Annotated in this window: 19 protein-coding genes and 1 tRNA gene; 14 read left to right on the top strand and 6 right to left on the bottom strand. The window is 63.4% G+C overall.

What is annotated here, in order from left to right; genetic code table 11:
• Positions 1-151 precede the first annotated feature (151 nt).
• Both pnp and AC4GYV_RS01675 read left to right on the top strand, forming a co-directional pair.
• Entirely contained in the window at positions 152-2,518 is a 2,367-nt protein-coding gene (gene pnp, locus AC4GYV_RS01680) for a polyribonucleotide nucleotidyltransferase (protein WP_491098932.1), read from the top strand.
• Between the two features lie 93 nt (positions 2,519-2,611).
• Positions 2,612-3,046 carry a hypothetical protein gene (locus AC4GYV_RS01675; RefSeq protein ID WP_491098931.1) on the top strand — a complete coding sequence of 145 codons (435 nt, stop codon included), beginning with the start codon at positions 2,612-2,614 and terminating at the stop codon, positions 3,044-3,046.
• Positions 3,047-3,404: 358 nt separating this feature from the next.
• On the opposite strand, the gene AC4GYV_RS01670 is transcribed toward AC4GYV_RS01675, so the two are convergent.
• Complete coding sequence (locus AC4GYV_RS01670; RefSeq protein WP_491098930.1) at positions 3,405-4,175, bottom strand: GAF domain-containing protein; 771 nt, start codon at positions 4,173-4,175, stop codon at positions 3,405-3,407.
• 221 nt (positions 4,176-4,396) lie between these two features.
• Between AC4GYV_RS01670 and AC4GYV_RS01665 the strand changes: the two genes are divergently transcribed.
• Positions 4,397-4,930, top strand: a complete 534-nt coding sequence (locus AC4GYV_RS01665) for a biliverdin-producing heme oxygenase (protein WP_491098929.1) — start codon at positions 4,397-4,399, stop codon at positions 4,928-4,930.
• On the top strand, positions 4,930-7,512 hold the full coding sequence (locus tag AC4GYV_RS01660) for an HWE histidine kinase domain-containing protein (RefSeq protein WP_491098928.1): 2,583 nt from the start codon (positions 4,930-4,932) through the stop codon (positions 7,510-7,512). The genes AC4GYV_RS01665 and AC4GYV_RS01660 overlap by 1 nt, the downstream gene beginning before the upstream one ends.
• Here the strand turns inward: AC4GYV_RS01660 and AC4GYV_RS01655 are convergent.
• The gene (locus AC4GYV_RS01655) at positions 7,509-9,089 is read right to left on the bottom strand and encodes a serine hydrolase (RefSeq protein WP_491098927.1); all 1,581 of its coding nucleotides are present in this window, start codon (positions 9,087-9,089) and stop codon (positions 7,509-7,511) included. The genes AC4GYV_RS01660 and AC4GYV_RS01655 overlap by 4 nt on opposite strands.
• Before the next feature lie 7 nt (positions 9,090-9,096).
• Positions 9,097-10,254, bottom strand: a complete 1,158-nt coding sequence (locus tag AC4GYV_RS01650; protein WP_491098926.1) for a YkvI family membrane protein — start codon at positions 10,252-10,254, stop codon at positions 9,097-9,099.
• Between the two features lie 96 nt (positions 10,255-10,350).
• Between AC4GYV_RS01650 and AC4GYV_RS01645 the strand changes: the two genes are divergently transcribed.
• Entirely contained in the window at positions 10,351-10,662 is a 312-nt protein-coding gene (locus tag AC4GYV_RS01645; protein ID WP_491098925.1) for a hypothetical protein, read from the top strand.
• Positions 10,663-10,705: 43 nt separating this feature from the next.
• Complete coding sequence (locus AC4GYV_RS01640) at positions 10,706-11,707, top strand: L,D-transpeptidase (RefSeq protein ID WP_491098924.1); 1,002 nt, start codon at positions 10,706-10,708, stop codon at positions 11,705-11,707.
• Here the strand turns inward: AC4GYV_RS01640 and AC4GYV_RS01635 are convergent.
• A complete protein-coding gene (locus AC4GYV_RS01635) occupies positions 11,668-11,961 on the bottom strand; it encodes a hypothetical protein (RefSeq protein ID WP_491098923.1) in 294 nt (97 codons plus the stop codon). The two genes, AC4GYV_RS01640 and AC4GYV_RS01635, sit on opposite strands and share 40 nt — an antisense overlap.
• A 140-nt stretch (positions 11,962-12,101) precedes the next feature.
• Between AC4GYV_RS01635 and AC4GYV_RS01630 the strand changes: the two genes are divergently transcribed.
• The 3 genes from AC4GYV_RS01630 (at position 12,102) to AC4GYV_RS01620 (ending at position 14,560) form a co-directional block, all read left to right on the top strand.
• Positions 12,102-12,177, top strand: a tRNA-Ala gene (locus AC4GYV_RS01630).
• A gap of 151 nt (positions 12,178-12,328) precedes the next feature.
• Positions 12,329-13,444, top strand: a complete 1,116-nt coding sequence (locus tag AC4GYV_RS01625) for a DUF2171 domain-containing protein (RefSeq protein ID WP_491098922.1) — start codon at positions 12,329-12,331, stop codon at positions 13,442-13,444.
• A 129-nt stretch (positions 13,445-13,573) separates the two neighbouring features.
• Entirely contained in the window at positions 13,574-14,560 is a 987-nt protein-coding gene (locus tag AC4GYV_RS01620) for an NADP-dependent oxidoreductase (protein ID WP_491098921.1), read from the top strand.
• On the opposite strand, the gene ypfJ is transcribed toward AC4GYV_RS01620, so the two are convergent.
• Positions 14,557-15,453 carry a KPN_02809 family neutral zinc metallopeptidase gene (gene ypfJ, locus AC4GYV_RS01615; RefSeq protein ID WP_491100360.1) on the bottom strand — a complete coding sequence of 299 codons (897 nt, stop codon included), beginning with the start codon at positions 15,451-15,453 and terminating at the stop codon, positions 14,557-14,559. The genes AC4GYV_RS01620 and ypfJ overlap by 4 nt on opposite strands.
• Positions 15,454-15,546: 93 nt before the next feature.
• Here ypfJ and AC4GYV_RS01610 point away from each other — a divergent pair, with 93 nt between their 5' ends.
• The 5 genes from AC4GYV_RS01610 to prsR all read left to right on the top strand — a co-directional run bounded on the left by AC4GYV_RS01610 (position 15,547) and on the right by prsR (position 21,733).
• On the top strand, positions 15,547-16,314 hold the full coding sequence (locus AC4GYV_RS01610; RefSeq protein WP_491098920.1) for a 3-hydroxybutyrate dehydrogenase: 768 nt from the start codon (positions 15,547-15,549) through the stop codon (positions 16,312-16,314).
• A 79-nt stretch (positions 16,315-16,393) separates the two neighbouring features.
• Positions 16,394-16,945, top strand: a complete 552-nt coding sequence (locus AC4GYV_RS01605; RefSeq protein WP_491098919.1) for a DUF4893 domain-containing protein — start codon at positions 16,394-16,396, stop codon at positions 16,943-16,945.
• Positions 16,942-18,207 carry an amidohydrolase gene (locus tag AC4GYV_RS01600; RefSeq protein ID WP_491098918.1) on the top strand — a complete coding sequence of 422 codons (1,266 nt, stop codon included), beginning with the start codon at positions 16,942-16,944 and terminating at the stop codon, positions 18,205-18,207. Before AC4GYV_RS01605 ends, AC4GYV_RS01600 begins: the two co-directional genes overlap by 4 nt.
• Positions 18,208-18,308: 101 nt before the next feature.
• Positions 18,309-20,372, top strand: a complete 2,064-nt coding sequence (gene prsK / locus AC4GYV_RS01595) for an XrtA/PEP-CTERM system histidine kinase PrsK (RefSeq protein ID WP_491098917.1) — start codon at positions 18,309-18,311, stop codon at positions 20,370-20,372.
• Positions 20,369-21,733 (top strand): PEP-CTERM-box response regulator transcription factor, encoded by a 1,365-nt coding sequence (gene prsR, locus AC4GYV_RS01590; RefSeq protein ID WP_491098916.1) that lies wholly within the window; start codon positions 20,369-20,371, stop codon positions 21,731-21,733. Before prsK ends, prsR begins: the two co-directional genes overlap by 4 nt.
• On the opposite strand, the gene AC4GYV_RS01585 is transcribed toward prsR, so the two are convergent.
• Entirely contained in the window at positions 21,730-23,520 is a 1,791-nt protein-coding gene (locus AC4GYV_RS01585; RefSeq protein WP_491098915.1) for an ABC-F family ATP-binding cassette domain-containing protein, read from the bottom strand. The two genes, prsR and AC4GYV_RS01585, sit on opposite strands and share 4 nt — an antisense overlap.
• Positions 23,521-23,603 lie beyond the last annotated feature (83 nt).

The raw sequence follows: 23,603 nt of genomic DNA, 5'->3' as shown, positions 1-23,603 counted from the left end.
CGGCCCCTCGGCGGGCCGCTTCGCATATGTTCAGTCCCGCAATTCGGCGGGGCGTCCATGGGGCCGTATGACGCCCCGAACCGCAGCAGGCCGGCTAGCCTGCAACAGCTGAACCGGTCGGCATCCGGCCGTCGGGACTGAAGGAACAAAGATGTTCAATATTAAGACTGTCGAAATCGAGCTCGGCGGAAAGACCCTCAAGCTCGAAACGGGCCGCGTTGCCCGCCAGGCCGACGGCGCGGTGCTCGCGACCCTCGGCGAAACTGTGGTTCTCTGTGCGGTCACTGCCGCAAAGTCGGTCAAGCCGGGCCAGGATTTCTTCCCGCTGACCGTCCACTATCAGGAAAAGTTTTCCGCTGCCGGCCGTATTCCGGGCGGCTTCTTCAAGCGCGAGCGTGGAGCGACCGAAAAGGAAACGCTCACCAGCCGCCTGATCGACCGTCCGATCCGCCCGCTGTTCCCCGAAGGCTTCTACAACGAGGTCCTCGTGATCGCGCAGGTCCTCTCCTACGACGGCGAGAACGAGCCCGACATCCTCGCGATGGTCGCCGCTTCGGCCGCCCTCACCCTCTCCGGCGTGCCCTTCATGGGCCCCATCGGCGCCGCCCGCGTCGGTTTCAGCAACGAAGGCGATTACATCCTCAACCCGACCCAGGCGCAGGTGAACGAAGGCCGCCTCGACCTGGTCGTCGCCGGCACTCGCGACGCCGTCATGATGGTCGAGTCCGAGGCCAAGGAGCTCTCCGAGGACGAGATGCTCGGCGCCGTCATGTTCGCGCATCAGTCGATGCAGCCGGTGGTCGACGCGATCATCAAGCTCGCCGAGCAGGCCGCCAAGGAGCCGTGGGAGCTCGCCCCGTCGGCCGACAAGGCCGCGATCAAGGCGAAGCTCAAGGACCTCATCGGCAGCGACATCGAGGCCGCCTACCGCCTGACCAACAAGTCAGAGCGCTCGGCCGCCCTCAACGCCGCCCGTGAAAAGGCCGCGCAGGCATTCGCCGACGCCGACCCCCAGGAGCAGCTCGTCGCCATGAAGCTCGTGAAGAGCCTCGAGGCCGACATCGTCCGCGGTGCGATCCTCAAGGAAGGCCGCCGCATCGACGGCCGCGACACCAAGACGGTCCGCCCGATCGAAGCCATCGTCGGCTTCCTTCCGCGCACGCACGGCTCGGCCCTGTTCACGCGCGGCGAGACTCAGGCGATCGTCACCACGACGCTCGGCACCAAGGAAGCGGAGCAGATGATCGACGGGTTGGAAGGCCTCTCCTACCAGCGCTTCATGCTGCACTATAACTTCCCGCCCTATTCGGTCGGCGAAGTCGGCCGCTTCGGCGCCCCCGGGCGTCGCGAAGTCGGTCACGGCAAGCTCGCATGGCGCGCGCTTCACCCGATGCTGCCGAGCATCGAGGAGTTCCCGTACACGATCCGCGTCCTGTCCGACATCACGGAGAGCAACGGCTCCTCGTCGATGGCGACGGTCTGCGGCGGTTCGCTCGCCCTCATGGACGCCGGCGTTCCGCTCAAGGCTCCGGTCGCGGGCATCGCCATGGGCCTGATCCTCGAAGGCAAGGACTTCGCGGTGATCAGCGACATCCTCGGCGACGAGGATCACCTCGGCGACATGGACTTCAAGGTCGCGGGCACTTCCGGCGGCATCACCACGATGCAGATGGACATCAAGGTCCGCGGCATCACCGAGGAGATCATGCGCACCGCCCTCGCCCAGGCGAAGGACGGCCGCGCCCACATCCTCGGCGAGATGGCGAAGGCCCTGGGTGAGACCCGTACCGAGCTCAGCGCCCACGCGCCGCGCATCGAGACGATGACCATTCCGAAGGACAAGATCCGCGAAGTGATCGGTACCGGCGGCAAGGTGATCCGCGAGATCGTCGCGAGCACCGGCGCCAAGGTCGACATTGACGACGAGGGCGTGATCAAGATCGCTTCCTCGGACGTTTCGCAGATCGAGGCCGCGCGCAACTGGATCCGCGGCATCGTCGCGGAGCCGGAAGTTGGCACGATCTACACCGGCAAGGTGGCGAGCATCGTCGACTTCGGCGCGTTCGTGACCTTCATGCCCGGCAAGGACGGCCTGGTTCACGTCTCGGAGATCAAGAACGAGCGTGTCGAGAACGTCCGCGACGTCCTCAGCGAGGGCCAGGAGGTCAAGGTCAAGCTTCTCGAGGTCGATCAGCGCGGCAAGGTCCGCCTGTCGATGCGCCTCGTCGACCAGGAAACTGGCGCCGAGCTCGAGGACACCCGCCCGCCGCGCGAACCGCGTGAAGGCGGCGACCGTGGCCCGCGTGGCGATCGTGGCGACCGCGGCCGTCATGGCCGAGGCGGCGGCGACCGCGGTGATCGCGGCCCGCGCCGTGACCGTGGCGACCGCGGTGACCGTGGTCCGCGCGGTGAAGGCCGTGGTGACCGTGGACCTCGCCGTGACCGCGAAGGCGGCGGCAACGACGAGGGCCCCGCGCCCGAGTTCGCGCCAGCCTTCCTTACGGGCGACGACGAGTAAGCATCGGGTACCAACCTGAATCGAAGGGCCTCGCGAGCGATCGCGGGGCCCTTTTTCTTGGGCACCTAATGAGTTCTCATTGCAGTTGCTTCGATGGCTACCGATAGTGGGCCGATGCGGATCGGCGCGCTCATTGACCGGCTCTTGGAACAGGCACCTTCAATCGAGGTGTTCACCTTGTGCGCAGCGCTGCTCCTGGCATGGACCGGCGCGCCTGTCTGGTTGCCTTATGCGCTCGCGACCATCGTCGGCTGCCTAGCCTTGTTGCTATTCGCCGCGCGCGTGAGGCGCCGCGAGGTCGAAGAGACGGATGACGGCGCCGCCCGGAAGAGCTGGTTCGAGCAGGAGCTCGCCGGGAAAGGCACTCCCCCGGGTTCTTACGTCCTCGGCTTCTTCGGCTTTCTGGCGATCGTCCTCACCGGCTACCAATCGCCATATGCGGCGCCGGCGTGGGCCGGCTTTGTGCTTGGCATCGTCTGGGGCATCGCCAACAGAGCCTATCCTGCGGATGAGGAAGTAGACGCTTAGGCCGTCAGACGAAGCTTTAAGTTGCAATACAGCCGTGGAACTGGGAAAATCCGGCTCGTTCTGAACACGCTGGGGTAGCGAGTGTCAGAGAAGGATGTTGAAGAGAAGGTCCGAGAGCGTTCAAGCGAGGACGGGTTTTCCTCGCATGCCCGGCCGATCTCTTCGGACCAGACATGCCCGCTTTTGAATTGATCAACGATCTTCGGCGCCGCCTGAACTCCCTGCGCAAGACCCATGACCCGGAAGCAGTCGCTCTCGCCACGGAATGTGAGTCTTTATTGGCGATCATTCGGGAGGAGCTCGAGGCGGTACCCGGCCAACGTCCTAGTGGGACGCCAGCGGCAAGTCGCAAGTCCAGCTACTGAATCGACCGTCTGCTTAGCGCGACCTGGTGCCGGATGGTTCGGATCAGTTTCCGGCAATCCTCCGCCGCGCGGATGAAACCCATCCGCATCTCTTCATTCTCAGCAATACAGGCGTGGCGCTCCAAATCCGACGTAACCCCCTCCAGCCGCTCCACATTTCGCAGCAACCGCTCCGGCCAAGACACGCCGGTTATGTGTGTGCCCTCACTGATGAGGGGAAGCACCTCAGCGCCGCGCTCGCCTCGCGCCCAGAGTATCGCGTTAGCAACGAGCTGTGTGATCAGATCGATAGCTTCGACTTCGTCTCGCGTGGGGCTACCCGGCTGGCGATGATAGATCGCGAACGTACCCAGCACTGATCCGTCTGCATGAGGTATTGGCGTCGACCAGCAGGATCTGAGGCCATACGGCAGAGCCAGATGTCGGTAGTCATCCCAAAGGGGATCGGCCGCAATGTCAGTCACGTAGACCGGCTTGCCGAGATAGGCCGCAGTGCCGCACGACCCTGCGCGCGGTCCAATCTCCGATCCGTCGATCGCCTCGCGATAGCCTTGAGGTAGATTGGGAGCCGCCCCGTGAGAGAGGCGCTTGCCATCGACGCTGAGCAACAGGATCGATGTTACGGGCTCCCCGTGACCCATTTGCTCGACAGCCAGCAAATGCCTGTCGAGCACATGCTCCAGGCTGTCACCGCGTGTGAATTCAGATGGGACCTGGCGATCGCGAAACTGCAGCGATTCGCGAAGTCCGGACGCAAACGGCATCCGCCCTCTCCTACGCTATCCCCAAAGCGGCGACTCTCCCGCGCGGCACCATAGGCTCGGTTACCGAGTGGTTCCAGCCCCTCGGTTAAGGTGAAATATCCACCGATCAGCGGGCGATAAAATCCATACATACCCTGAGGTTAGCCCTAAATCACGCTTGTTTTCGCTTGGATTACATTTTGTTTGGAACACATGCGTTACGAACACATTGTCACCCATCAATGACAACGAGATTTGCACTCAAGGCCGCGACGGACGACATCCATCGCGAGCTCGATGAGCGGCTGTCGCGCCTCGATCTCGGGAAGGCGGCCGATTACCGTCGATTCCTGAATTTCCAGGCGCGTACCGTGCCGTCAGCTGAAAGCGCATTAGCGTCTGCCGGCTTGGGGAAACTGGTTGAAGGCTGGTGCGATGCGCGGCGAGCTCCGGCGATCGAGTCTGACCTCGCGGCGCTCGGCGAATCCATGCCGCCCGCAGCGCCGCCTCCCCCGATCGCAAATACGGCTGAGCTTCTCGGCGCCGCTTACGTCCTCGAAGGGTCGCGCCTCGGCGGCCGCGTGCTGCGCCGACGAGTTGCTGAGGGACTGCCCGTCAGCTTCCTCGACGACAATGGTTCGCTAGGCCCGTGGCCCTCGCTTATTGCTGTTATTGAACGGTTTCTCTATTCGGACGCCCTGCTCGGTGAAGCCAAAGACGCCGCCCGTCGGAGTTTCGCCTGGTTTCTTCGAGTCGCGCACGAGGCCGGCATCTGATGAGTAAGTCCGCGTCCCTGCCTGCTGACGTCGATCTGACGAATTGCGACCGCGAACCAATCCACCAGCTCGGCGCAATCCAGCCCATCGGCTTCATGCTGGTGCTGACTGCCGATTGGCAGATCTCGAATGTCTCGGCGAACGTCGGCGAGTTCCTAGACGTCGGTCCGGACGGCCTCGTCGGTCGCCCTGCAGCGGAGGTCCTGAGCAAGCAGGCGATTCACACGCTGCGCAATCGCCTTGCCCTCCTTCGCGGCAAGGACGCGTTGGAGCGCGTGTTCCGCATGGAGCTCCAGGACAACGAACGGACGTTCGACGTCGCGCTGCACATGTCCGGCTCCCGCATCATTCTCGAAGCCGAGCCTAGCACCGAGCATGATTATGGCGACGCGACAGGCACCGTGCGCGGCATGGTCAGTAGGCTCGAGCAGGCGCCTGACATGGCGAGCTTTTTCAACGAAGGTGCGCGCCAAGTCCGTGCGCTGACCGGCTTCGATCGTGTCATGATCTATCGCTTTGCCGCCGACGGCTCGGGCGAAGTCGTCGCGGAAAGCGCCAAGAGCGGCATCGGTAGCTTCCTCGGCCTTCACTATCCCGCGACCGATATCCCGAAGCAGGCGCGCGAACTTTATCTCCGCAGCCTGTTGCGCGTGATCACCGACATCGACGCCGAGCCGGTACCCATCGAACCGCAGGCGGACGAATATGGAGAACCGGTCGATCTCTCGCTTTCCGTTCTACGCTCGGTCTCGCGCATCCATATCGAGTACCTGCGGAACATGGGCGTGCGCGCCTCCATGTCGATCTCGATCGTAGTCGACGGCAAGCTGTGGGGCCTCGTCGCCTGCCACCATTATTCGCCTCGTTGCCCGAGCTTCGAGCGTCGATCGGTCGCCGAACTGTTCGCGCAGATGTTCGCTATGCGAATCGAATCCCGCGAGCGTACGCAGGTCGTCGAATATGAGCGGCGCGCCCGTGACATCTCCGACCAGCTATTGGGCGCCGTCGCTTCCGATGAGACCCTGCTCAACGATCCTGACTGGCTATCGTCGATCCTGACGAGCGCCATCCCCGCGGATGGTGTCGGCGTGTGGATCAATGGCAATTACGCCTTTAGCGGCACGACTCCCACGACCGGGCAGTTCGCGCGCATCATCCAGGCGCTCAATACCACCGCAGCAGGCCGCGCCTTCGCGACTGACCAGATCAGCACGCTGGTGCCTGCGATGGCCGACCAGAAATCGCCGGTCGCCGGCCTTCTCGCTATCCCGATTTCACGCGCGCCGCGCGATTATGTGGTTCTGTTTCGCTCGGAAATCGTGCGCTCGGTCCGCTGGGCGGGCGACCCGCATAAGCCAGTCGAATATGGCCCGAACGGCCCGCGGCTGACGCCGCGCCAAAGTTTCGAGGAATGGAAGGAGACGGTTGTCGGCCGCTCCCTGCCCTTCACCTCTTCCGAGTTGCGCGTCGCGGAGACACTGCGCGCAACCCTGATCGAAGTCGTGCTCCGTCTATCGGACGAGGCCAGCGCCGAGCGCCGGGAGGCGACGAGCCGGCAAGAACTCCTGATCGCCGAGCTCAATCACCGCGTCCGCAACATCCTTTCGCTGATCCGCGGACTGATCCGTCAATCGAAGCCCGCCGACGGTACGACGATCGAAGACTTCGTTCGCGTCATCGACGGTCGCGTCCACGCGCTCGCCCGAGCTCACAACCAGATCACGGACGATCACTGGGGGCCGGCGCCGGTGAAGAACCTGCTCGAAGCGGAAGCCGCAGCCTTCCTCACGACACAGAAGGATCGACTGATCCTCAAGGGCCCGCCCGTCCTGCTCAACCCCCAGGCCTATTCGACCCTTGCCCTCGTGGTGCACGAGCTTGTTACCAACTCGGTCAAATACGGGAGCCTGTCGGTCGCGACAGGTGAAGCAATCGCCGAATGGTCGCTGCAAGAAAATGGGGACCTCGACTTCTGCTGGCGGGAGCATGGCGGGCCGGAGGTTTGGCCTCCAAACCGCAAGGGTTTCGGTACCACGATCATCGAGCACAGCGTGCCCTATGACCTCGGTGGAAAGGCCAAGGTTGATTACGCCAAGGAGGGCGTGCGCGCGGATTTCGTGATCCCCGCCAAGCACGTCGTCCCCACTTCAGAGGCCATTGGCAACAAGATCAACCTGCCTGGTGCCCCACACGTAGAGGCAGTCGATATCGGCCATCTCCTGCGCGGGAAGGACATCCTGTTGGTTGAGGACAGCCTCATCATCGCACTCGACGCAGAAGATCTCCTCGATCGCCTGGGCGCGAGCTCAGTAACGACCGAAGCCAGCGCCGTCGGCGCCATCGCGGCAATCGAGAGTACGCGGCCTGACTTCGCGATCCTGGACATCAATCTGGGCGACCACGACAGCGTGCCAATCGCCAACCGGCTGGCCGAGCTCGGCGTCCCGTACATCTTCGCTACGGGCTACGGCGAGCAAAGCTCATTGCCCGACCAGCACAAGTCGCGCCCCGTCCTGCAGAAGCCTTACACGCTCGCCTCCCTGTCGCGGCGGCTCAGCGACCTGCTCGAAGTTTCGGATTAGTCTCCGCCTGCGGGCGCGAACGACAGGTCCTGATAATCCCAACTGAAGTCCGCAGCCGGTGAGACCGGCTTCATCGTGACCCGATCGATCTTGCCGTTCGCATCCATCGAAAAGGTCACATAGGCCGGCTCAACCCAGTTCAGTGACGGGTTCGTCTTAAACGTGTCGTACTGGTAGTGCGTCAGCGGCCCGCCCATTCCCGTCGAGTGGGGGAATTCAATGGTTAGGCCCTTTCCGGACTGGCGCACTTGGATCGTTCCGTACCAAGGGTCGGTGTAGTCGCCGGCGTACCGGGCAATCGGTAGCGACGGGCCGATGGCCCCGGGCTTGGCCTCTGCGGTCTGCACCTGCTTCGCCGCAGCGGAGAGACGCGCCTGCTTGAACGCCTGGAACTTCTCCGGCCAGTTGGCTTGCGGATAGCCGAGATAATAGTCGAGAAGCTCGTCACGCAGGCCCAGAACGATCTGGCCGTCCTCACTGTTCGTGGCGATGAAGATGCCGACATTCTTCTCCGGCAGCAGGGCGATCGTTGCCTGCGATCCGATCACGGCGCCGTCATGGCCAACCACTTTCGCACCCCGATAGTCCGATACATCCCAGCCCAAAGCGTAGAGATTGAAGTTCGGGTTGGTGACTGCAAACTCCGCAGGGAACTGGCGGATCGGCGTGGGCACGACGCCCGTCCACATCTGCTTTGACTGCTCATCCGAGAAGAGCCGCCTATCGCCGCCCGGGATCTTGCCGTGAGCGAGCTGCGTCAGCAGCCAGCGGCCCATGTCGTTGGCGCTGATCGCGAGGCCACCGGCCGGTGCCGCATTCTGCGCGATCGTCGCATTTTCATCGAGCGCCGCCTGCGCACCCATCCCATGGATCGCGCCGGTGTTGCGGCTGTGCGGCCGAGCGTGGTTGGGATTGGCCTGGAACTCGGCGTCGGTGTTGGTCGAGTTCTTCATCCCGAGCGGCGCGAAGACATGGTCGTGAAGATACTTCTCCCACGTCTGCCCGCTGACTTCTTCGATGAGCTGGCCGACCGCCATGTAGAGGATGTTGTCGTAGGCGTAGCCGCTGCGGAAGCTGGTGGCCGGCTTCAGATAGCGGATGCGGTGTACCGTCTCTTTGCGGGAGAGCGTGCTGTTCGGAAGGAACAACAGGTCACCCTGGCCCAGGCCTAGTCCGCTGCGATGGACGAGCAGGTCACGGATCGTCATTTCGCGCGTGACCCAAGAATCCCACATCCGGAAATCGGGCATGTGGTCGATGACCTTGTCGTCCCACTTGATCGTGCCCGCATCGACCAAGGTCGCGAGCGCCGCGTTGGTGAAGGCTTTTCCGGTCGATCCGGTGAAAAAGATCGTATCGGCGTCGACCGGCTTGTTCGTCGTGATGTCGCGCGCACCCCATCCATGAGCGAGCGTGACCTTGCCGTTCTCGACGATCGCGATTGTCACCCCGGGCGCACCGATCTCCTTGCGGAGCTGCTCGACGCGCTGCTCAAATCCGGGAGGCGGAGCGGCGTTCGCGCTTGCCGCCGCCATGACCAAAGACAGCGCAGTAAGTGCGCGGGTGCCGAGCTTCATCTTGCGATCACTCCTGAATGGAAATTGGTTGAGGTTCGTCGGGTGTCCGGCCCCGAATACGCGACAGCTTCCATACGCCGACGGTGACGAGCGGCAGGATGAAGGTGGCCAGAAGAATGTAAGCGAGCGCGCGGTATCCGGTCGCGATCAGTGCCACGAGGCCGAACCGGCTCGCCAGGAACATACAACCCACGATCACGACCAGCGCGATCGACAAGCGGGCGCGGTGCGTTAGCGGCGTGCCTTTGCGCGCAGTCCAGGCGTGGTCGATGCGCTCGTTGATCGCGTGCACCGAGCTCGTGCCGCTCTCCAGCAATGCCGAGAAGATCATCGCCTGAAAGAGCAGGTGGAAGGCAGGAATGCCGATGCGCTGCAGCAAGAAGTCGGACGGCAGGACTGCGCTCTGCACCTCCGGATAGAAGGCAACCATCGGGATGAAAAACAGCAACGCGGGTAGCATGGTCAGCGGACCTGCGACCACACCCGCGATCACCGCATCGCGATCGCTGAGCAAGTGGCGCAGAACCGGGAGGATCACGACCGCACCGACGATATTGTATCCGAAATAGGTTAGTCCGGAGATCGCCCAGCCCGATGTTTGGGGGTTGGTTGCGAAGCCGCCCGGAATGCGGTCACCGAACTTCCACAACGCAAGGACAATGAAGAAAGCGTAGATCGCGTAGAGGTAATAAGAGACGTCACGGAAGAGCCGTTCGACGGCCTTGTTCCCGAACGCTACGATGGCCGCAATGCAAGCTGCGAGAAGGACTGTCCCCACCCACAAAGGTCCGGCAAAAACGGCATTCCCGATGGCACCCGCCGCCGCCCCGTAGACCGCGAGGATCAGCACGACGAACAGCAGATAAGCGAGTTCGAACAGGTGCCAGGCGGGACCGAGCAGCTGCTTGAAGAAGCTGCGGTAGTCGAAGGTCTGGAAGCGCCTCGCCGCGACAAAGGTCAGTGCGCAGAAGATGCTGAAGAGCAGCGTCGCGAATAAGATCGCGTAGAGCCCGCCCCACGGTCCGCGTGACAGGAAGAATTCGACCAGTTCGCGTCCCGTCGCATAGCCGCCGCCAATGACTACGGCCTTGACCCCAAGGCCGGGCAGCAACCAGCGCGTGAACCGGCTCGCCGGTTCGCTGCTCTTCGCAACGGCAGTGACCATGATCCTCCCCACCGATCATGTTAGCGAGGCGAAACGAAAAGCCAACGGCGCCTGCAACGCCATGACTTCAATCCTCCGCCGTGGTTATGTCGTCGCATGATCGGACACATCGTCCTTGCCGTCGCCATTCTTGTTGGCGTTCGCCTGACTACGCGCAGCTGGGCCGGTGGCGCTGCCGCGGCCTGCGCCTGGTTCATCTCGCGAGAAGTCACGCAAGCGGAGTACCGCTGGATCGAAACGTACGGCGGGCACCTGCGCGCCAACATGCCCTGGTGGGGCGGGCTCGATCCGCGGGTGTGGCAGCATCTCGACCCATGGATCGACTGGATCGCGCCGTCAGTGGTCGTCATCGCGATTGCGGCTGTAGCTGCACGGCGGGAGCGGGCTTTACGGCTGAAGGGCCATTGAGCGATATGGACGCGCTCGAGTCTCGCAAAGGGGTTGCACCGCGATGACAAGAAGTTTGCCCGTGTTCGCATCCGCACTGGCCCTGGTGGCGCTGGCTTCAGCGCCGGCCCATGCACAAGGCTCTCTCAAGTCCGCGCAGCTGGAACTCGCCCGTCAGGCTGACAAGCTGAAGCCCGGCGAATGGGTGTTGAAGCCCGAGATCGCGCCGAATGGTCCGGTCCTGGTCTACGTCGACCTCACTCGCCAGCGCGCGACGGTCTACCGCAATGGCGTGCGCATCGGCGTGTCGACCATCTCGTCGGGCAAGGAAGGTCACGAGACCCCGACCGGCGTTTTCACCATCCTCGAGAAAAACGTCGAGCATAGGTCCAAGACCTACAACGACGCGTCCATGCCATTTCAGCAGCGGCTAACCTGGATGGGCGTTGCGATGCACGCGGGCAACTTGCCGGGCTATCCAGCAAGCCACGGCTGCGTGCGCCTGCCGATGCAGTTCGCCAAGCGCCTGTACGATGTGACCCCGATGGGCGGCACGGTCGTGATTGCCGGCGGCACGGAGGATCCGGTTACGCGCCCGCCGGCGGGAGTTCTGGCTCCGTCCATGGCCGGCGTGACCACCGTTCCGGCAATGCCGCTGTCGCCCGATGGTCAGTTCACCTGGAATCCGGCCGCTTCGCCCAACGGTCCGGTGTCGATCATCATCTCGACCAAGGATCAGCAGGTCGTCGTGCTACGCAACGGCGTCGAGATTGGCCGAGCCCATGCCGTGGTCGCTCAACAGACCGACGAGCCTCAGGTGATGACGCTGTCAGGCGGCGACAAGCCGCAGTGGATCCAAGTCGGCGTGTCCAGCCTGACGGGCGAGCCTGCCGAGATCATCAGCACCGAACGGGTAGAGCAAATGCACCTGCCCGAAGCCTTCGTGAAGAATATGCGGGCGCTGATCGAGCCGGGGACGACGGTGCTGGTGACGCAGGCCAGCGTCGATCCGGATACGACGGGTCGTCAGACCACCGTCATGGATGCCGAAGAACCCAAGAAGTGATTGGGCTTTGCCGGCGGTGCCTTGTCTAATGGCGTCAGGACGCTCTTCGGAGCGTCTTTCTTGTCTTCCGTCCGGCAGGTGCTGGGCGGCGCATTCTCCTTCGGACCGCCACGCTTATCGATAATCGGCGCTGCTACCGAATAAAGCTGCGGCGCCCCAAGGCCCTTTTCAGGTACCGCCGGACCACAGACCAGGCCTGGATTGGCGGCAGCGACGTGAAGAAGGAGGCTGGCGAACATCGGCACAACGAGCATCCTGATTCAATCTCAGATCGCAGACGCTTCTGCGCGAGTTCTGTGACTCTTCCGAGACTCCCGCATCCGGCGGGACAAGATCGCTATGAGAGCGATTGCGCGGCCGGATAAGCGCGGCTAAGGAGCCGCTTCGCCGGTGCGGGGCTGTAGCTCAGATGGGAGAGCGCTGCAATCGCACTGCAGAGGTCAGGGGTTCGATTCCCCTCAGCTCCACCAACCGCCGGCCGCTTCCTGATCCGCTTCTGAATTCGCTTGTCCCGGCAGGGCTTCGGCCTGCCGATTTGGTGCGGCGCAGCATGGAATTCACAGGAACGGCCATAAGGCCCTGATCGTTTCTCCCCCGGCATTTAACCCGCTGGAGGACCATATGGCATATGACCGTTACGACACGCGGAACGAACCGCGTGATGAGCGTTCGCGATGGCGCGATGAAGGCCACGACCGCGGTGGACGCGACGAGCGCGGCTTCTTCGAGCGCGCCAGCGACGAAGTCTCGTCATGGTTCGGCGATTCGGACGCGGAGCGCCGTCGCCGCGAAGACCGCATGAGGGACGAGCGCGAAGGTGGCTGGAGCTCTCGCGACCAGGACCGCGATCGCGAACGTATGAGCCGCGACCGCGATTGGGGCCGTGAGCGCGACTGGGGTCGTGATCGCGATCAGACGCGTGACCGCGACTGGTACCAGACCCGCGGCACCAACGAGCGCGGCGGTTTCAGCGAGAACGACTACAACCCTTCCTGGCGTCGTGAGCTCTGGGGCAGTGGTGACCGTGATCGGGATCGGGATCGCGACCCCGGTCGCCGCTACGGCAGCGACCGCAGCCAAGGCGGCTACCGTCCGATGACGGGCGACTATAGTCGCGGCAATGACTTCGAGCAGGCGCGCGGCAGCTACGACCGCGGCGAACGCGGCTGGAGTGACTCCGACCGGTTTGAGCGTGATCGCTCACAGAGCAAGTGGGGTCGCGATCCGTATCGCGAGACCAGCCGCGCGGGCACGTCGGACTGGTCCGACCGCTCGCGGCACGAGGACCCGAACTATCACAGCTGGCGCAGCCGCCACATGAGCGAGCTCGATCGCGACTACGACGATTATCGTCGCGAGAATCAGTCGCGCTTCGAGGACGACTTTTCGGGCTGGCGCGAGCGCCGGCAGCAGAAGCGCGGCCTCCTCGGCCAGATCCGCGAGCATATGGAAGTCGTCGGAAATGACGACAAGCATGTCGGCACCGTCGACAAAGTCGCCGGCGACCGCATCATCCTGACCAAGTCCGATGCGGAGAGCGGCGGAGTCCATCACTCGCTGATGTGCTCGGATATAGACAAGGTCGAAGGCGATCGCGTGATCCTCGACTGCTCGGCCGACCAGGCGAAAAGCCGGTGGCGCGACGAAAGCCGTGGCCGGGCATTGTTCGAACGGGAGGACCAGGGCGAAATGGGCCCGCGTTCGCTCGATCGCAGCTTCTCGGGCACCTATCGCTAATCCGATAGAAAGCTGAGCCTCCACCCCAGGGAGGCTGTTCCAGACCCGGCGGTGCCGTCCCCTTCACCGCCGGGTCTTTCTTGCCTGCGTTTCGAAGCTTAAGGCCGTTTCCGGAATGGAGGAGCGACTATGGCCCGCGCCTGGCATCTGATGAGCCGTCCGCAAGGGAGGCCGACGCAAGACAATTTCGCGCTGAAGGATATCGAGCTTCCGCCGCTCGGCGATGGCGCGATCCGCGTGCGCAACCGGTGGCTATCGGTCGACCCGTACATGCGTGGGCGCATGAACGACGTGAAGAGCTACGTCCCCGCTTTCCAGGTCGGCGAGCCAATGGAAGGCGGCGCGATCGGCGAGATCGTCGAGAGCAGGGCCGAGGGCTTCGCACCGGGCGACCTGGTTCAGCATATGTCCGGCTGGCGCGACGAGGCAGTGATCCCCGCGCGTGCCGCGAACAAGCTGCCGGATCTGGGCGTGCCGTCGGAGCTATTCCTGGGCGTCCTCGGCGTAACCGGCGCGACTGCCTATTTCGGCCTCCTCGACGTTGCGCGAGCAAAGGAAGGCGACATCGTCTTCGTCTCGGCTGCCGCGGGCGCCGTCGGCTCCGTCGTCGTTCAGATCGCCAAGGCCAAGGGCATGACGGTGATCGCCTCGGCCGGCCGCCCGGAGAAGTGCGAGTTCGTACGCTTGCTCGGCGCCGACCAAGTGATCGACTATAAGGCTGTCCCGATCCTGAAGGGCCTCGCAGCGGCGGCGCCGGACGGGATCGACGTCTATTTCGACAATGTCGGCGGCGATCATCTGGACGCTGCGATGGCGCTCGCCCGCAACAACGCCCGTTTCGCGATCTGCGGCATGATCGAAGGCTATAACGACGCGACGCCGATGTGCTTCCGATTCATTCAGAGGATCATCGCAGCGCGAATTTCGCTCAAGGGCTTCATCGTCCTCGACTACATGCCGCAGATGGCCCAGTTCTACGCAGAGATGGGCCCGTGGCTTGCGAGCGGCGCCGTCCGGTCACGCGAGACGATCGTCGAGGGGCTGGAGAAGACGCCCGATGCCTTCCTGGGCTTATTCACCGGTGCGAATACCGGGAAGATGTTGGTCAAGCTCTAAAGCGACTTGCAGGCAGCCGGATCACCGGACTGATATCCGGTCCGGAGCGCGTTCATGCGCTGGGCCGACGTACCGTGCGTGAAGCTTTCAGGCACGACCGTCCCCTGAGTCTGCTTCTGAAGCGTGTCGTCTCCGATCGCTTCCGCCGCACGCATGCCCTCTTCAAGGTCGCCCTGCTCGATGATCGAGCCCTGTGCGTCCCTCGCGTTCGCGGCCCAGACACCGGCGTAACAGTCGGCCTGCAGCTCGACCTTCACCTGGATGGCGTTGCCCTCCGTCTCGCTTGAGCGAGCCTGCAAATTGTGAGCTTGGTCGAGCGTACCTTCCAGGTCCTGCACATGGTGCCCGACCTCATGAGCGATCACATAGGCCTGCGCGAAATCGCCGGGGGCGCCGAAGCGCTGCGACAGCTCATTGAAGAATTCCGGATCGAGATAGATCTTTTTGTCGTTGGGACAGTAAAACGGACCCATCGCCGCCTGCCCGTAACCGCAACCGGTTTGCGTACCGCGCGTGTATGCAACCATGGTCGTGGGCGTGTAGCGCTGACCGCTCTTGGCGAAGATCTCGCTCCAAGTCTGTTCGGTCGAACCCAGGACGCGGGTCAGGAACTGGCGCGTTTCAGGAGAAAGCTGCGACTGGCCGGACGACTGCGTCGTCGGCGCGGTCGTGGAAGGCCCAGTTGGCAAAATGCCCCCACCTCCGCCGCCGATCTGGGTCAGGACGCAATAGCCGAGCAGCAGGATGACGACGCCGACGATACCGAACCGGCTCATCACCAACGGCAACAGGCACCCGAGCGCATTGCCCCCGCCTCCGCCCAGTCCAAAACCGCCGCCCTGACCGGTACGATCTTCGAAATTGCTGCTTTCCGGTTCGCCGCCTAGCCGCATCCCGCTCTCCTTCGTCGCGATCAAATGCGCGAGCCCTGCCTGCGGTTGCAAATAGCACCTCGCCAAGCCTAGCGCGCCTCCAAAGGAGTAGTCATGATTCTCGAAGGCAAGGTCGCACTCGTTACCGGCTCAACCTCAGGCATCGGTCTCGCAATCGCCAAGGCACTCGCCGCTGAAGGCGCGAAGCTGATGATCAACGGATTCGGCGATCCGGCGGATATCGAGCGGGAGTGCCGAGAACTCGGCGCCATTCACGACGGTGCCGACCTGTCGAATGAGGCCGAGATCGAGCGCATGATGAAGCGCTGTGCAGACGAGATCGGGCCAGTGGATACCCTCGTCAACAATGCCGGGATCCAGCACGTCTCTCCAGTTGAGGACTTTCCACCCGAAAAGTGGAACGCGATCCTCGCGATCAACCTGTCTGCGGTCTTCCACACAACGCGGCTCGCCGTACCCGGCATGAAGCGGAAGGGCTGGGGCCGGATCATCAACACGGCCAGCGCGCACAGCCTCGTCGCTTCGCCGAACAAGTCCGCCTACGTCGCCGCGAAGCATGGCGTTGCGGGCTTCACCAAGACAATCGCGCTCGAGACTGCAACCAGCGGCATCACGATCAACTGCATCTCACCGGGCTACGTCTGGACCCCGCTCGTCGAGCAGCAGATTCCGGACACGATGAAGGCGCGGAACCTGACGCGCGAGCAGGTGATGAACGACGTCTTGCTCGCCGCCCAGCCCACGAAACGTTTCGTGACCCCCGAGGAAGTGGCGTCGCTGGTGCTTTACCTTTGCCGTGACGAAGCGCGCTCGATCACCGGTGCGAACCTCAGCATGGACGGGGGCTGGACGGCTGCCTAAGCTCGCGCCGATGCGAACGGCGTTCCTTCTCGCAATCCCCCTCGCGTGCTCGAGCTGCAACACGCTCCGGCCATCCGGAATGATCGCGGAGTGGACGAGTTCGTGGCGGCGAATCGCGACTGAGGACGATGAAGCGCGCTTGCGAGACTGGCGGACGACTTTCGTCAACGCGTTGGAGGCGGCCCGGAAGGCTGGCCATGGTGCCGAGATCGATCGCGAAGGGGCGCTTCTCGACCCTGATGCCGCACTTGGCGGCGCACCGCTTTCCAATGGGATGTATCGCTGCCGGGTCATCAAGCTCGGTGCAAAAGACCCGGGCCATCTGGAGTTCGCTTCTTATTCCGGCTTCCGCTGTGAGGTGAGACGGGACCATCAATTGCAGCGGCTGACCAAATTGGACGGCGACCAGCGCTATGCCGGCATCGTCTTTCCGAACGATGCGATGCGGCAGATCTTCCTCGGCACCCTGGTACTCGGCGATGAGCGTCGAGCGCTTCAATATGGTCAGGACCCATACCGAGACGTCGCAGGATATGTTGAACGCATCGGGCCGAACCGCTGGCGCCTGATCATGCCGGCTCCGCATTTCGAATCCCAAATGGACGTGATGGAGCTGGTACCCGGCCAATGAACGACGCCACTCCCTTAGCTGCCGCAATTCGCGAAGATCTGCCGCGGCTGATGGAGCTTTATCGCGACCTGCACGCCCATCCTGAGCTGTCGCTGCAGGAGGTGAGGACGCCAGCCAAGCTGGTAGCGGAGATTGGCGACCTGGGCTTCGAGGTGACGGAGAATGTCGGCGGCAACGGGGCAGTCGCGGTGCTCAAAAACGGCGCCGGACCGGTGCTCCTCATCCGTGCCGATATGGATGCGTTACCCGTGAAGGAGCAGACGGGCCTGCCCTTCGCGTCGACGGCTGTGGGCAAGCTGCCGAATGGAGTCGAAGCGCCTGTCATGCACGCCTGCGGGCACGACACGCACATGACTGCTTGGGTCGCCACAGCGCGGCGCCTTTCGGCACTGAGAAACCAATGGTCAGGAACGATCGTCATGGTCCTGCAGCCAGCCGAGGAGCTCGGCCGCGGCGCGAAAGCTATGATCGAAGACGGGCTCTACACGCGATTTCCGAAGCCCGACTTCATGCTTGCCTTCCACGATTCCGCGTCACTGCCATCGGGCGTGATCGGCGTCACGGGCGGCTATGCGACGGCCAACGTCGACAGCGTCGATATCGAAGTGCGCGGCGTCGGCGGGCATGGTGCGCATCCCCAATCGACCAAGGACCCGATCGTCCTCGGCAGCCGCATCGTCGGCGCGCTCCAGACGTTGGTGTCGCGCGAAAATGACCCGCTGGAGCCTGCGGTGGTGACCGTGGGAAGCTTCCATTCCGGCAGCAAGCACAACGTCATTCCCGAACGCGCCAGGCTTCAGCTCACTGTCCGCAGCTACTCGGCTGAGAGCCGAACGAAGCTTCTCGACGGCGTCGCCCGGATCGCACGAGGGGAAGCCATTGCAGCGGGCATCCCTGACGATCTGATGCCGATCGTGACAGTCGACGGCCGCTACACGCCGTCGACGTTCAACACTGCGAGCTTCTCCGAACATTTGATGGATTTATGGAGCACGCACTTCGGCGAGGATCGCGTCGTCGATCTGAAGCCGGTGATGACGGGCGAGGACTTCGGTCAGTTCTGGCTCGCCGACCAAAGCAAGGAATCTTGCCTTTTCTGGGTCGGTGGCGTTCGCCAGACTGAGTGGGATGAAGCGGGCGGCGACACGACCAAGCTGCCGACGCTTCACAGCCCGTTCTGGGCACCCGAAGCGGAAGCGGTCATTTCGACTGCCACGGAAGCAATGGTGGTCGCTGCTTTGGACATCCTGAAGAAGGGTTAGCCGACCAGCGCTTATCACCGCGTTCACCACTTCTTTGTAAAATTTAGCGACACCCGGCTCATGTCGGTGAATTTGACACTGCTGAGCGATCGGAAGTTGGCGTGGACGCGCTGATCACCTTCTGGAGCCACGCGCTCGCGGCGATCCTGTTCGCCTCGCTGCTGATATGGCGATTGGGCGAGCCTTCGCGTCAGCCCGGGCAGCGGCTGCTACTCGCGGCCTTTGCGCTCACGGCCTGCTGGGCATGGCTCGAAGCCGTGACGCCAGACGATCCTGTCGTCAGCTTCGCAGAAAGCGCACGCAATCTCGTTTGGGTCGGGCTGCTCTACAGCTTGTCGGTGTCGCGAGATGACGAGCGGCAGCGCGGCGTGCGCCTCGTCTACGCTGCCGTTGCCGCGGCCATCGGCATGCAAATCATCGCCGACCTGGTTGCGCTATTCACCCTCGTCCCGGCGATCGAACAGACCAGCGTCATTCTCCGGATTACGACCGCGGCCGGCGCGCTCGTCCTCGTCCACAATTTCTACGGTCAGGCCGCGCCGACCAGCCGTTCGCACATCCGCCTTGCGATGCTGGGACTAAGCTGGATCTGGATCTACGACCTCAACTACTACACCATCTCGTACATTGGAGCAGGCACCGCACTGGCGCTGTCCCAGTGGCGTGGTGTCGCAGTGGCGCTGGCGGCGCCGCTGTTCGCACTGGGCGCTCGGCGCGACGAGGCTTGGCGTTTCCGGCTTTCACGCGCAGCGACATTCCAGTCCCTCTCGCTGCTCGGCATCTGCGCTTACTTCGCTCTAATGGCGATCGTCGCGACCGCGCTTCGCGGGACCGGCGTAGATTGGTCGGCTGCGTTCATGATCGCAGTACTCGCCGTGATGACGGTCGGGGCGATGGTCTTCATCCCGAGCGCGCGTGCTCGAGGCTGGGTCAAAGTGAAGCTTGCCAAGCACCTGTTCGAGCATCGCTATGATTACCGAACCGAATGGCTGCGCTTCACCGATACCCTGGGCCATGCGGGCACCGACGCCGCCCCCTTGGGCGAGCGCATCGTCAAAGCGTTTGCGGACATCGTTGAGGCGCCCGGCGGTCTGCTCCTGGTCCACGAAGGCGGACGTTCGCTCGCGGTAGCTGCGGACTGGAATTGGCCTGCGTCGATCCCCTCCGCGGACCAGCTGGGCGACACGGGCGAGTTCTGGGATGCAATCGAACGCACCGGCCGGATCCTTGAAGTGCAGGCGCTTCGCGAGGGTTGGGCCCAAGCCGGAGACAAGCTTGTTCCCGTTCCGGCGTACATACTCGGTGAAGCTCGTGCGTGGACGCTCATCCCGCTGATCCACCTCGATCGTCTGACCGGCATCGTGCTGCTTGCCGCGCCCGAGTTCCGCCGGCCGCTGGACTGGGAAGACTTCGATCTTCTGCGCACAGCTGGACGGCAGGCTGCGAGCTCGCTCGCCGAGGCGCTCGGCCAAGAGGCGCTGTCGAATGCGCAGCGCTTCGAGGAATTCAATCGCCGCTTCGCGTTCATCCTGCACGACGTGAAAAACCTAGTGAGCCAGTTATCGTTGGTCGCCCGCAATGCCGAGCGACACGCCGACAATCCCGAATTCCGCGCGGACATGGTCGCAACGTTGCAGAGCTCGGTCGGCAAGATGAATGACCTGCTTACCCGTCTCTCGCCACGCGGCGGAGCTCGCGTGCAGCATGTTCAGGCGCAGTCGCTGCGGCCCTTTCTCACCGGCGCCGTTGCAGCCAAGCGCGGCGACCACGAGGTTCAGCTTCGCGGAGACGCGGGAGTCTCCGCCGAGGTGGACGGCCCCGCCCTAGAACAGGCTCTTGGACATCTCATCCAGAATGCGGTTGAGGCCTGTTCTGCGAGCATCCCCGTTATCGTCCGCGTCGCATCGCAAGCCGGTTCCGTAACGATCAGCATCTCCGACAAGGGCGTGGGCATGGACTCCGACTTCATCCGCAATCGCCTTTTCCAACCCTTTTCCTCGAGCAAGCCGAGCGGCTTCGGCATCGGCGCTTTCGAAGCCCGCTCGCTGATCACGGCCATGGGCGGACGCCTCGGCGTCGACAGCAGCCCGGGCAAAGGTACCACCTTCACCATCACGCTGCCGGCCGCCGAGCCGGTCACCGAACCCCTACGGAAACGCGCATGAGTAACGAAGCCGATCTTCCAGTGCTGCTCATCGTCGAGGACGACGAAGGGCTGCAGCGCCAGCTCAAATGGGCTTACGAAGGCTATCAGGTCGTCTGTGCGAGCGATCGCAAGAGCGCGGTCGAGGCCCTCCGTGCTCATGAGCCAGCGGTGGTCACGCTGGACCTTGGGCTCCCGCCCGATCCCGACGGAACACAGGAAGGCTTCGACACTCTCGAAGAGATTTTGAAGCTCAAGCCGGACACGAAGGTCATCGTCGCGAGCGGCCACGGCGCACGTGAAAGCGCGCTCAAGGCGATCGCAATGGGCGCGTACGATTTCTACAAGAAGCCGGTCGACATCGACGACCTCGGCCTGATCGTCGCCCGCGCCTTCCATCTGCACGCGATCGAGGAAGAGAACCGGAAGCTTGAGACTGGCTCCGCGAGTACGGTGCTAGGATCGATCGTGACGGCGGCGCCTGAGATGCTCAAAGTCGGCAAGACCATCGAGCGGGTGGCTTCGGCCGACGTATCCGTGATGCTGCTCGGCGCGAGTGGTACCGGCAAGGAACTGCTCGCCCGCGCGGTGCATGAGAAGAGCGGCCGCAAGGGCGAGTTCATTGCTATCAATTGCGCCGCGATCCCGGAGAACCTGCTTGAAGCGGAGCTGTTCGGCTACGAGCGCGGTGCGTTCACTGGCGCGGTCAAATCGAATGTCGGCAAGATCGAGCTCGCCCAGGGCGGTACCCTGTTCCTGGATGAGGTCGGCGACATCCCGCTGCCGCTTCAGGTGAAGTTGCTGCGATTCCTTCAGGAACGCGTGATCGAACGCATCGGCGGCCGCCAGCCGATCGCCGTCGACACCCGCATCGTCTGCGCGACGCACCAGAATCTCGAGGCAATGATCGCCGACGGGCGCTTCCGCGAAGACCTTTACTATCGTCTCGCCGAGATCGTGGTGAAAATCCCCTCGCTTGCGGAGCGCTCAGGCGACGCTGTCCTGCTGGCGCGTCATTTCGTCAATCGCTTCAGCCGCGACCTCAATCCGAGCGTCCAGTCTCTTTCACCGGATGCCGTTGCCGCGGTTGATGCCTACGGCTGGCCCGGCAACGTCCGCGAACTCGAAAACCGTATCAAGCGCGCGGTGATCATGGCGGACGGCAAGAGCATAACCGCTGCCGATCTCGATCTGTCAGGCTCGGCAGATGAAGAGCAACAGCCAATCAATCTCCGGGTGGCGCGAGAAATCGCCGACCGTAAGGCGATCCGCCAAGCGCTCAGCCGCACCGATTACAATATTTCCGGCGCCGCAAAGCTGCTCGGGATCAGCCGGCCGACGCTTTACGATCTGCTCAAGCAGTACCAGCTGGCGGCGAATTAGGCGCTAAGCGCCTCGGCCATTTCGGCAACCTCGAGCCAGCGCAACTCCGCCGCTTCGATGTCGGCGCGGTGACGGGCGATACGTTCGGTGAGTTCGGCAAAGCGCTGAGGATTGCGAGTGTAGAGATCGGGATCTGACAGTGCGTGCTCGTCCGCGGCGACCGCGGCTTCGAGGCGCTCGATTTCTCCCGGCAACCGGTCGTAATCGCGCTGATCCTTGTAGGTCAGCTTCTTGCTTGGCTGCGATGGTGTGGCGCGTTCTTCTTTTGCCGGTCGGGACTGCGCTTTCACGGGAGCACGAGCGGCCTCGTACCGCTTCCGAACCCAATCCTCGAATCCGCCGGCCACCACGTCGACCTTGCCCGAGCCGTCGAGCCCGAGCGTGATCGTAACCGTGCGGTCGAGGAAATCGCGGTCGTGGCTGACGATCAGGACCGTGCCGTCATAATCGGCGATGACTTCCTGCAGCAGGTCCAGCGTTTCGAGGTCGAGATCGTTGGTCGGCTCGTCCAGGACCAGCAGGTTGGCGTGACGAGCAAACTCACGGGCCAGCAACAGGCGCGATCGCTCACCTCCAGACAATGAGCCGATCGGCGCATCCGCAATCGCCGGATCGAACAGGAACTCCTTCAGATAGCCCTTGATGTGCTTCTTCGACCCGCGGACCTCGATCCAGTCGCCGCCGTTGGCAAGCACGTCCTTCACCCGACGCTGCGGTTCCATCAGCTTGCGCTGCTGGTCGATGACAATGCCGCTCAGTGTCTTCGCGAGTGTGACAGTGCCTCCGTCGGGCTGAAGTTCGCCGGTCAGCAGTTTGAGAAGCGTCGTCTTTCCCGCGCCGTTCGGGCCGACGATGCCGATCCGGTCACCACGCTGCACTCGCAACGTGAAGTCGCGAATGATTTGCCGGTCGCCGTAATTCTTCGACACATTTTCGGCATCGATCACTGTCTTGGAACGCACATCGTCCTTGGCCAGAGCGAGCTTCGCCGAGCCTGCCGTTCCGAGCATCGCGGCCCGCTGTGCCCGCATTTCCTGCAGCTTGGCCAGGCGTCCCTGGTTGCGACGCCGTCGTGCAGTGACACCGCGCTGAAGCCAATGCAGCTCGATCTTGAGCTTGGCGTCCAGCTTCTCGGCGGCGCGGGCTTCCTCTTCGTAGACGCGCTCGGTCCAGGCTTCGAACCCGCCGAAGCCGATCTCGGAGCGACGAAGCTGACCGCGGTCGAGCCACAAGGTGCTACGCGTCAGGCGCGTCAGGAAGGTCCGGTCGTGGCTGATCACGACGAAAGCGCCGGTGAAGCGCTTCAGCCACTCTTCCAGCCATTCGATTGCGCCAAGGTCGAGATGGTTGGTAGGCTCGTCGAGAAGGAGCACGTCGGGGTTCTGCGCCAGCGCGCGCGTGATCGCCGCCCGACGCCGCTCACCGCCGCTCGCCGTCGCGGTCGGACGGCTGAGATCGATTCCGAGCTGATCCGCAATTGCAGCGGCGTCGTGAGCTTCGGGAGCGTCCCGCCCATGCAGCACCCACTCCTGAAGCGTCTCGAACCCTTCCATTTTCGGGTCCTGCTCCAGCAGCACCACATGCGTACCAGGGACGATCGTTCGTTTGCCCTCGTCCGTATCGATCAGGCCGGCGAGGCACTTCAGCAGGGTGGTCTTGCCGGCGCCATTCCGCCCGATCAGCGCCAGCCTATCGCGCTCGCCGATGTAGAGGTCGAGGCCGCGGAACAGCCAGCCCTCGCCCTGAATCAGGCCCAAGTCTTCGTAGGTTAATATCGGCGCTGCCATGGAGCGCCCCTAGCCAAGGTCGGCGGAGGCAAAAAGCCCTGTGGCTTTCGCGCCACGTCATTAACCCTGAACAGGGCTGGTCA

This window comes from Sphingomonas sp. SP4, assembly GCF_058313375.1.
Note: the sequence above shows the minus strand (reverse complement) of the source record. Positions and strands in the feature narration are given on the sequence as shown.